The sequence below is a fragment of the Phytohabitans kaempferiae genome (genome assembly GCF_042433955.1).
GTDB classification, from domain to species: domain Bacteria; phylum Actinomycetota; class Actinomycetes; order Mycobacteriales; family Micromonosporaceae; genus Phytohabitans; species Phytohabitans kaempferiae.
On record NZ_JBHLUH010000114.1, the window covers coordinates 1 to 530 of the forward strand.

Here is a 530-nt window from a genome sequence, read left to right on the forward strand (position 1 = left end):
ACCCACGGCGCTTCCTCATAAAGCGTGGGACGGCTGGGATTGCCAGTGCGCGTGCCGAAACCGGCGGCGGTCAGCGGGATCTGGGTCGGGCTCCCGGAAAACGAGACCATGTCCTGGTTGAGCCGCACATACCACAGATTGGGATTACCCCAGTACAGGTACGCCTGACCGTTGTCATCGACGAACGCGTGCGGGTCAATCTCCCCGTTGCCCACCAACGGCCGACCGATCGCGTCGCGAAACGGACCGGTGGGGCTGTCGGCGACACCGACCCCGATCACCATTCCGCCCCCGCGCTGGCGCACCGGAACGTACCAGTAGAACTTGCCGTTGCGCGCGATGACATGGCCAGCCCAGGCATTCGCATCCGCCCAACTGAACGTCGCCAGGCTCATCGGCGAACCGTGATCCGTCCAGTTCACCATGTCGGCGGAGGAGAACAGCCGCCAGTCACGCATGGTGAAGTTCGTCGAACCGTCCTCGTCGTGTCCGGTGTAGAGATAGACACGGCCGTTGTAAACCATCGGCGC

Annotated in this window: 1 protein-coding gene; it reads right to left on the minus strand. The window is 63.8% G+C overall.

Features of this window, described 5'->3' with window-relative positions; all coding sequences use genetic code 11:
* The coding region (locus ACFFIA_RS42455; RefSeq protein WP_377262997.1) for a family 43 glycosylhydrolase at positions 1-530 on the minus strand (530 nt) is incomplete at both ends.